The sequence below is a fragment of the Dyadobacter sp. CY261 genome, assembly GCF_021440085.1.
Classification (GTDB): Bacteria; Bacteroidota; Bacteroidia; order Cytophagales; family Spirosomataceae; genus Dyadobacter.
Map to the genome: position 1 here is coordinate 21,180 of NZ_JAKCPW010000031.1, position 9,630 is coordinate 30,809.

Below are 9,630 nucleotides of genomic sequence, written 5' to 3' on the forward strand. Positions count from 1 at the left end.
ATGTTGTTTCATGGAGGAAATTTAACGGCCAGCGCTAATCATCTGAAATGGAATGGTAAAGAATGGAGTATCGTCAATCATTTCATTCCTTTTACGGAGTCCGAGGTTGGTTCCCCTGATCGATTTGAATCCGATTTTATGGTTCAATACATGAGTGATAAATTATTTTCTGCTGAGGCGTCATCCGTATTGCTAGAAGGAAGGAAATTATGGCAAGCTTATTTCTCTCAAACGGATTTGAGGGCTGTAAGAGAGTCGTTGATGCTTAACCGTCCAGATGTTGGCTGGTATCAGGTAAGAAAAGCGCTTCAAGCGCGCAATGGTAGTGGAGATTTTTTACCTGTCAATTTCAAGTCGTTTGAAGATAAATATGAATTACTGAATGAGAAGTTGAGGCCACTAGTCTATGAGTTAGGTTTCCTAAGGCTTTAGATCGCGGAATCCAGGCGTCGAATATATTTTTGATATGAATGTCGTATGTCAAATATGATGAATTGTTTAGTCCATAGACACCTTGTATCACAATGGAATAGCCTTAAACTAACCCTGTAACTAGGGCAAATTCTAGCATCTGTCCTCTTTTCGCCAGCCACCAGCGAAAAGGAAGAAATTGCACTTTTCCCTTTTTTTGCTTCACACATTGGAAATTGTAACCCAAAAGCTACATTTATGTATCAATGGACCAACCGTTGTTAACAGGTAATTATTCATATTCTATGGGCGTCACTTTTCGTTTTTTCTTTTTTACAATTATTATTTCCACAGGAAGTGTATTTTCACAAAGCACTGCCAAGATTCAAAAGGACTCCGCGAATACGGGAAAATCGTATAAGTACGATCTGAGTCTCGACCTTTACCAACTCTTTCTAGATGGAAACGCTAATATGCCTGCAACCAAAAGGGTTTTAAATTAGTCTTGGTGTTAATTCGAGTCTGAAATTACACCATCCGACTATGAAATTCATTCTACCGATTCTCTTCGTGAGCCTTCTTGTTTCTTGCCAGAAAAAGATCGACCCCGAAATTCCGGCTGGCGCATTGATTAAGATCACGGCCCTGGGAAAACTTCATCAGAAGCTGGAATACGGCAACGGGAAGGTCTTTCGCTTATTGGCTTATAATAGCTGTGAGTTGCCCTATTCGATCGTCGACTTTGGTCATGATAATGATAAAATCAACTTTATCAGGAAAGGTGACCGCGGCCTTCTGTCGTCGTGGAGTGGCGCGATGTGCGACCCGAACCTGCCGTTTGAATATCAAAACTATTCGTTGGAACGCGACAAGCAGGGCCGTGTCAGCAAAGTAATTGGGAAATACTCGACGGTAACTTATTCTTACAACGGCCAAAAGGCGACCGTGCAGGTAAACCGCGAATCGGGCGATCTGGCCTGGAACATTTACCTGACATTCGACGGTAACGGCAACATCATCGAACGCCGCAACTCGCAGACTGACACCCTGGGCTTGACCCGCTTTGAGTACGACAACCACACCAACCCGTTGCGCGGACTCGATTCCTTCGGCATGCCAAATCCGTTCACATGCCCTAGCAACGTCCTGCGTTCACTTGACTCACGCGGGCAAGTGCAGTGGGAGCGGAAATTCACCTACAACTACGCTGGCTTGCCGCAGAGCCTGAGCGAAGGAACAGGCATTGAATATCAGTACCATTATCAAGACAACTGAGGGACGAGCGGGCACAGGTGGTTCTGTGTGGCCCACAATTGTAGGAGATTAATGTAAAAGCGCCCTTGTGATATGAAAAAAATTGGTTGGATATCAATTCTATTGCTACTGAGCTGCAAAGAGTCTGAAACGCCCACATCTTCATGCCAAGCGCATGCGAGAGATTCCTCGGGTTGTTATACAAATTATGACCCGGTCTGTGGTTGTAATGAGAAAACTTACTCCAATGACTGTGAAGCACGGGCTCATGGAATAACTTCTTTCTCACCGGGTAATTGCGCCTCCAATAATTGACTAATAAGGATTGCAATACTCAAGTGCTGTCTTAGCATTGTTTATATTTGTGAACCATTCAGATTGATTTAGATATGACCGCCGAATTGCGTGTAACAGAATCCCAGAAGCTAGAAGTTGGCAATATTGTTAGAGAACTTAACAGAAAGGGTGGCTTTGTTACAGCCTCGTTGTACGGAGAAATCCTGCGTATATCCGCCTCAAAAAAGGAGATAGATCTCATCAAGTCAGAAATCTCAAAATTTAGCTGATTGGGGGAACAAAGGCATTTAACCTTTAATTTCTATTTAACATAAGATAACTTATAAAAATTGCTACTAGGCAATCTTTGAATAACCCGCCAAGGTTGAACATCTGTGCTGCGCCTCCCTCGAAAGCAATTTACAAAAAGTTCCGTCTCCTTGCACAATCCAAGAACCTCGCTCAAAAGCCAATAGACACCTTGTTCTGTGTTTCTCATTTAACAAAAAGCATATCCAAACGGCACCGGCAATTCTGGCTTCTGTCCTGTTTCACCAGCCACAGGTGAAATAAAAAGGATTGAACTTTTCCTTTTTTTTATCATAATAAGGTTACTGCAATGCGGCTTGAGTAATGTCCTATATCCTTCGAATTTATAGTCTTTCGATTGGTCGATGAATTTATCTATTTGGTCGAAATTATTGCATAGTAGGCTTCCAACCAGTTTGATCGAAATGCGTTAAATGCTACTATTGCTAAGCTGGTTAAAAAGTTTACATTCTAATTTGGTAGCCTATGAAACGAACATTTTCGTCTGTAATTCCAATTTTGGGAATCCTGATTGCAATTATTCAGAGCTGTACAAATCTGCCTGAACCTCACAGGCAGGAAAACAGTTTGATCTCGGAAACATTTAGGATTGATCTCGTAAAAAAAGCGTATCAAGAGACAATGTCAATTGCACCGATTCTACCGAAAGCTGTCAACGATAAAAGGGAAAGGACACTTAAAAGGCAGATATTGTGGGAAGATGCATATTCGATAAAAACAACATCAGGAGAAAAGCTAGTTGTGCCATTCACACTAGAAAATGAGATATTTGTGAATGGGAGCAGTGAAAACAGGCGTTCTTATAGTTCCATGACAAGATTACTCGTGTCCAAGAATGGCGATAAATATGATTTTCAGACAGCTACGTATATCGCAGACTATCACCGTGACCCAAGTAAAGTCACCAAGGAGTGGTCTGGGCAGATTATCGTCGAAAACGCGTTAGGCGACTTCGTTGATGGATTTTACGTTGACAATGGCAAGGTAACCGGTTATGCCGTTAAGGGCAATCCAAACAGCCGGACTAATATATTATCGTGTTTCTGGATAGAATATTGGTCTTGCTCGTATGTATCTTATGTTGGCTACTTTGCTCCTTGCTTATTTATGTATTCGAGTAGTGAATGTTTTAGCGTCACACCTGCCGCATATAGCGCGGCAACGAATGGTAGCGGCTACTTACAGGTTGTTGGCGGAAACTATGGATCTAGTGGCACAGGTGGCAACCCCAGCACTCAACTTGTTGACCGCTATAGCACTATCAGTAAAATGTCGGTATTTCCACAAAATGCAAGAAATTCGGTGAACGCCAATTTGAATGAGTTTATATTGTCTTGCCTAGGAAAGTCATTCTATGTTGGCCTTACTTCGACAGCTACAAGAGTAGAATGGGGAATCGATCCGGCAACTCCTGGTCTTGGTGCGTATAGTCCGGCTAACAAAACAATTATGTTTCCCAATACGTCAGCTATAAGCCCTCAGACCCTAATGGAGGAGCTATTTCATGCATATCAAGACAATTTTTATATAGGTGGGACAAACCAATATGTATTATCTGGTCGACAAAATATTGAATTCGAGGCGAAGCTATTTAGAGACATTTTTGGCGTACTTGAGGGGGGGACTGGATTTTCTAGTCTGACAGTCGGCCCGCAGTATAACAGCCAATATTTTACATGGTTGATGGCGATCACAGATAACGGTACTAAGGTGCCCTCGGACTATTCTGTCATTTCTTCGCAGTATTTTTATTGGATGGACAAATTTGTTCAAGCAAATCCAGGATACAATCAGCCAGGAATGTTAACACTTAACAATTTTACGCCTGGGGCTCTTCTCAGGATCACTAGTTCTTCAAGCTGTCTAAAAAAACCATGAAAACAACATTATTTTTAATGCTCGCAAGTTTACTTTTTTTCAATCCATCTTTTGGGCAACATATTAAAGAAGGCACAGTGAAATCAAGTAATAATGAGTTTGATGTCAAGCTCTCAAACAAGCATTTGATTGTCTCCAACAAAAAGAATGGGCTGGTAAAGACGCAGAATAAGCTTCCGGATGACGTTGCGACATCGGGTTTGTCGAACTTTTTAACCTATAATCAGGATGAAGCCCGGCGGATGCTGTCCATTATCAAAGCGGATTTTGTGAAACGCGGACGCCCCGTACCATCAGAGCGCCCAGGTGGGATCTTTTATATTGGGAATGATGGAAAAATTTTGGAAGCCGATTTTATTGTGAACGAACAGACCAGTTTAACGATCGATGACATAGACGCGCTCGAATCGATATTGAAGAAGCAGTTTCGGTTTAAAGTTATCCAAGGCAAGCTTGGAAGTGCTAAGTTTGCCATTTGGAATACCGTTTTGAGATTAGATGAGATTGCAAGCAAGTGATCGTGTTACAATTCAAGTTAATAATCAGTATAAGTATTTGCATATAATCCCTTTAGTCTTAAATGCCCCGTTGTTGTAAGCGGGGCATTTTACATTCCTAAGCTCATTCCCCTGTCATTTCCAATATCCATCCCCTGACTGCGCAGCTGCTGCCGGTACCCGGCCAGCTCCATTGCATTTTTAGTGATATCCTTTTCCAACCATTTCCGCGCGTGCTCCGCGCCGACCGGGCCGCTATCCTGGGCAATGCCCCGGCAGATCAGTCCGATATCATCTTCCCCCAGGCTTTTCAGGTACGCGGACACCTGTGGGCCACTGCCTTGGATAGCGGCCCGGCCATAATCTGCTTATAGCTCTGCCGGCTCAGTTTTTGGAAGGATAAGTCCGATTATTATACTTAACATAATGTAATTTTATAAAACAGTTTTTCATCCTCGTGTAAAAGGGAGGAATTTCAGGTCTGGACGCTCAGTGTGAACCTTTCACAATCAACCGGAACGCTTGCCTGTGATGATGGCAATGGCAGGGCACTATGTTCAAAACAAATTCTCTACACAGGCTTTCCATTAGCGGAAATTAAAATCTATGTTGCTGGCCAGTTTGTACTGCTTCCCAGCGAATACTAACCATCAAATGGCTGCCCGATCAGCAAGGCAGCCATTTGATTTTAAAAACTTATATGTGCTTGGCAGTTGCGTATGTTTGCGTAGGCCATTTGTGAATGCCTATACTAGTTCTAGTCAGTGGACTGACCGATGTTAGCTTTTACACCCTGAAAGCGTTGTTTTGCCTTCTGCACTTGGTCGGTCATATCGATAGAGTGTGATTACATTCATATTGGAAAAATCGAATTGGTCTACAATCAAAAGTAGCCCAATTCGATTTTTGTATCTTAGCTAAACTTGCTTGCTTGATGTTGATTTTGAATCGACACTACGTTTTGAGAAATAGCTACCTGAGGTTGGAAATTCAATGATATGCTATTGCAATAGCACCCTTATGCTTTTCGTTTCGATATTCGATGTTTCGTCTTGCTTAGCCTGGAAAAAATAAACTCCCCTTGGTAGCTTGCTTACGTCAATGGTAAAAGTTTTTGTGCTTTTAATATTTTCATTTCTCAAAACATCATCTCTCGTTAAATTCTTAACAGTTTGCAATGTCGATTCACTGACCAATGTCATCAAGATAGGAATGTTTTCTTTACTATCAACATTGTCGAATATAATTTTCAATTCAGTAGTTGCAGGATTTGGGGCAAGTAAAAAAGATGAATTTGCAGTAAAAGATAAAGACCGATTTGTAGTCCCACAAATGTTGGTAGACGAAACTGGATTAAAAACAACAGTGGAGCCAGGATTCAAAGAGAAGTCAAACTGTGAAAATCCCATCCCATAGCCATAGCCAATATTTGGATTTGGATCCCACTCTGTATTGGTGACGTTTGCTTTGATAACATTCTGCTGATCTAAGTAAACTGTATGGTTGGAGTAGGGCGTAACATAATTGCCACCGCCTGCCGATACTCCATTGTCATACTTTATTGTCGACACATCGGGCGTACCTACCCAAATTTCCTTCGTTATGTCGTAGCTCGCCAAAGATGATGAATACCTCATGGTAATAGTTACTGGTCCACTTCCGGTTCCCACGCGCGTTGCAACTCCTGTGCTACTGTTTATTGTTAGAATCGACGTATTGCTGCTGTACCAGGTTCTCGTTACGTTAGGCTTGATTGTTACGGCGAATGTGGCTGATGTACAGACTATTGTCGGGCCAGTCAAATTGCTATTTCTCATTGCTAATAATGCGTTGTTTGCATTAATCCTTCCATAACCGACCTGTGAATTCCAAGTGCCGTGTACTTGACCAGCGGTGGTCGCATAGCTGTACGTGGGCTGGGAAATTTTGTCGGTAGTTGATTCAAGCAGGAGTCGAGCCTGGTTATATGTGACGTTAGGATTTGCTGAAAGAATTAAAGCAAAAGCACCTGCAACCGCGGGGCTAGCATAGGAGGTACCATAATCCATTGCGTAATCACTTGTTGTTGACAATCCCCTGAAGCCAACTAGGTCCGTTGACCAAATGTCAGTACCAGGTGCAACGACATCTATGCCGGAGCCGTAATTTGAATCAGTGTAGCGCAGATCATTTCTCGTTGTATTTCCCACAGCAACGACATTTGTGTAACTTGCAGGGTATGGAATTGATGTGTAACCATCGTTTCCAGTTGCTGCCACAAGAATAGCCCCTTTTCCACCACGCCCGCTTGTAATAGCCAGGCCTAGTTGAGCGTCAATAGTGGAAAATGCACTAGTGAGCGTAAACGACATGTTAATAATTTCTGCATTGTTCCTTGCATAATTAATTGCAGAAGCCATCCAATCGACGTTTGTTATATAGTTGCCTTTCCACGCCCTGATAGGAACTATTTTGGAGCTGTATGCAACACCGGTGACACCTGTTCCGGTACATCCAACGGCAGCTGCTACCCCGGCAACCATTGTACCGTGATAATCACCAGCGCACAGGTCGGGGTTACCAAGTGTACCGGGTAGCGGGCATGTTCCTGGGCCATCCGTAGCGTCAAACCCGCCCGAAATATTGGCTGAGAGATCCGGATGATTTCGTTCAACACCATTATCAATTATGGCTATTCTGATGGACGAACTGCCAGTAGTAATACTCCATGCTTCTGGGGCATCAATATCAGCGTCTACATTTCCCCCCAACTGGCCTGTATTATTTAAACCCCATTGTTGGAGGTAATACTGGTCTGTTGCACAAGCAGTCATCGTTTCCTTCATATTATTCGAAGCTGGATCAACGAATAGCCAGAAATTTGGTTCAACATAGTCAAACATTTGGCTTTGGTGCAAATTTTCACTCAGTTCTAATATCTTAGCATTATTTGGAGGCAATGAAATTAAGTAGGTTAGCGAGTCATACTCTGCGCGACGATCTATTTTGGCTAGATTATTTCTTAATACATCGAAGAAATCTGATTGCCTTGTGTGTTGCTTTATTCTTACTATTATCTGATTTGAAAGTGCTCCCAGTTCTTTCCCTTCATTATTTAATAATACTGGATTAATGCTGATAATGTCTGGTGTCAAATCTGAAGTATTTTTAAAATTTTCCGTAGAGGAGCCGTTTTTGTATAGTATGTATACGTTATGACCTGAAATAAGTGGTTTGATTGAATCGATATATGTATTTTTTTTTTTTGAAAAATTTAAATAATCAACGGGATATTTGAACTGAACGATATATTTACTTGTCGATTCAGTTAATTTAACTTTGTCACCATTATGTCGAAAGGATAAATTTTGCGCCCATACTGAGGAATGAAATAGAACAAAAAAGATAAAATAAATCGGATAATTTTTTTTCATAGCTTGATTACTTTGTAAAGTGAGGAATAAAGTTAACGGAAATATTCGATGGAACTTTTGGTATGATAGCAAAGACATAATTAACCCCAGATCTTGGTATCGAACCATACCGAAGTTCGGCGTTTACTGTTAGTTTATTGCTTTGACAATTTGCAGTAATGTTTTGTGACATTACGTCTGCATAGGTGCTTACCTTAATACTAATTACTACAAGACTTTTAGAGTTAAAGTCAATTTTATTTTTTAGATATGCAATGAATAAATTCTTGTACATCTCGTTCTCACTTTGTATTATTCGAAATTCAATGTCTGTGGTTCCAAGTTCATTGAAATACGCTTTTGGATTTAATTCATCATTGAATAGGTCGAACATTACGGCGCCATCTTGACACTTGTACACATATTGATCTGGTTCATCGCACGAAGCAAAGACTAGTCCGAACAAGCATAAATTAATAATACTTCCTATTTTCATATTACAAATGAGAATTCTTATAATCGAAAAATTTATTTCACATTACTCTGACTTTGATCTGAAAAGAATGGCGTAAGAATTCTATTCTTAAAGGATATATTGAGTCCTTGAATGACCCAACTAATTTTTTATTTGTAATAAAGATTTCAAATGATCGCCCGAATTGAGCTACCACTTAACTTATTGTGGGTGCACGTTTGAAGAAATTAAGAATTTTTGCGGGGTGCCCTATTGAAGTTTTAATACGGGCTGGATTAGAACTTCCGTATTAGTTCGACAATAATAATACGAAAACGGTTACAACAAGAAAATATCGTAAAAAATATTTTCACGATTCAATTCATCGTATAGTATCGACGGTTTCCAGGCTTCCTCTTACTATGTTGCTTGGGTATTGATGACTAGCATTGTCATTGAATAAACCAATGAATTACCTGTTGCTAAAGGAAAAGCCGAGTCCGCCAGATCCCCGATTTACTAGAACCGAGGAACAAGCTTCTGAGAAGCGAACAAGATAATTGGTATTGATTAGTATATATAAGTATATATAAAGCGATATATAAGTATTGTCGGTATGCCAGAAGAAAACCAGCAATCACCGCAGCAGGTACCAGCCGCACCAGCGCCTACGGCTCCGTCAGCACCAGCACCGCCACCTGGTAGAGAAATCCGGCAAATGCCGGATGTAGGGCCGGTAATTCCATTGCCGCCGCCGAGAGGATGGTAATAAAAATGGGCACCCTGTTTAGATCAATGGGGTACTCGAAAAATGAATAGCTGTATTAGACTAAACCCTGACGCTAGGCCATATCCCAAGGTTATAAATTGGATTATTTCACTTATACCTGGCTTCACCTCTATTTTTACTTAATTCACCCCATCTACCATATTTTTTGTTCTTACAATTAAACTTTCGCGTAATATTGGCATCTAATTTGATGTTCATTAGTCAGTTTCAAATTCTAACTCCAACACAAGATGAAAGCCTTAGCTACATCAAAATGTAAGCTTCCCCTAAAAGTGATCGTTGAATAAATGGAGCTTTCCGATTATATTTTCATAAAAGGAAAGGAACATGAAGAAGAATCGATTCAGC

General features: G+C 41.0%; 7 protein-coding genes and 1 pseudogene. 6 read left to right on the plus strand and 2 right to left on the minus strand.

The genetic code is table 11. The features are described from left to right. The 5 genes from LZD49_RS34375 to LZD49_RS34395 all read left to right on the plus strand — a co-directional run bounded on the left by LZD49_RS34375 (position 1) and on the right by LZD49_RS34395 (position 4,667). Positions 1–432, plus strand: coding sequence for a hypothetical protein (locus tag LZD49_RS34375; RefSeq protein ID WP_234673037.1), 432 nt, complete (start codon positions 1–3; stop codon positions 430–432). A gap of 522 nt (positions 433–954) precedes the next feature. Beyond that, a complete protein-coding gene (locus LZD49_RS34380) occupies positions 955–1,686 on the plus strand; it encodes a hypothetical protein (protein WP_234673038.1) in 732 nt (243 codons plus the stop codon). A 72-nt stretch (positions 1,687–1,758) separates the two neighbouring features. Next, positions 1,759–1,980, plus strand: a complete 222-nt coding sequence (locus tag LZD49_RS34385; protein ID WP_234673039.1) for a protease inhibitor Kazal-type — start codon at positions 1,759–1,761, stop codon at positions 1,978–1,980. Positions 1,981–2,736: 756 nt separating this feature from the next. Further along, complete coding sequence (locus LZD49_RS34390; RefSeq protein WP_234673040.1) at positions 2,737–4,149, plus strand: hypothetical protein; 1,413 nt, start codon at positions 2,737–2,739, stop codon at positions 4,147–4,149. Further along, positions 4,146–4,667, plus strand: coding sequence for a hypothetical protein (locus tag LZD49_RS34395; protein WP_234673041.1), 522 nt, complete (start codon positions 4,146–4,148; stop codon positions 4,665–4,667). Before LZD49_RS34390 ends, LZD49_RS34395 begins: the two co-directional genes overlap by 4 nt. 89 nt (positions 4,668–4,756) lie before the next feature. Here the strand turns inward: LZD49_RS34395 and LZD49_RS34400 are convergent, their stop codons facing one another. Then, entirely contained in the window at positions 4,757–4,972 is a 216-nt protein-coding gene (locus tag LZD49_RS34400; RefSeq protein WP_234673042.1) for a hypothetical protein, read from the minus strand. A 138-nt stretch (positions 4,973–5,110) separates the two neighbouring features. Between LZD49_RS34400 and LZD49_RS36260 the strand changes: the two are divergent. Beyond that, positions 5,111–5,293 (plus strand): annotated as a pseudogene (locus LZD49_RS36260) (DUF6876 family protein); the annotation flags it as partial. A 354-nt stretch (positions 5,294–5,647) separates the two neighbouring features. On the opposite strand, the gene LZD49_RS34405 reads toward LZD49_RS36260, so the two are convergent. Beyond that, a complete protein-coding gene (locus tag LZD49_RS34405; protein WP_234673043.1) occupies positions 5,648–8,059 on the minus strand; it encodes a S8 family serine peptidase in 2,412 nt (803 codons plus the stop codon). Between the last annotated feature and the right edge of the window lie 1,571 nt (positions 8,060–9,630).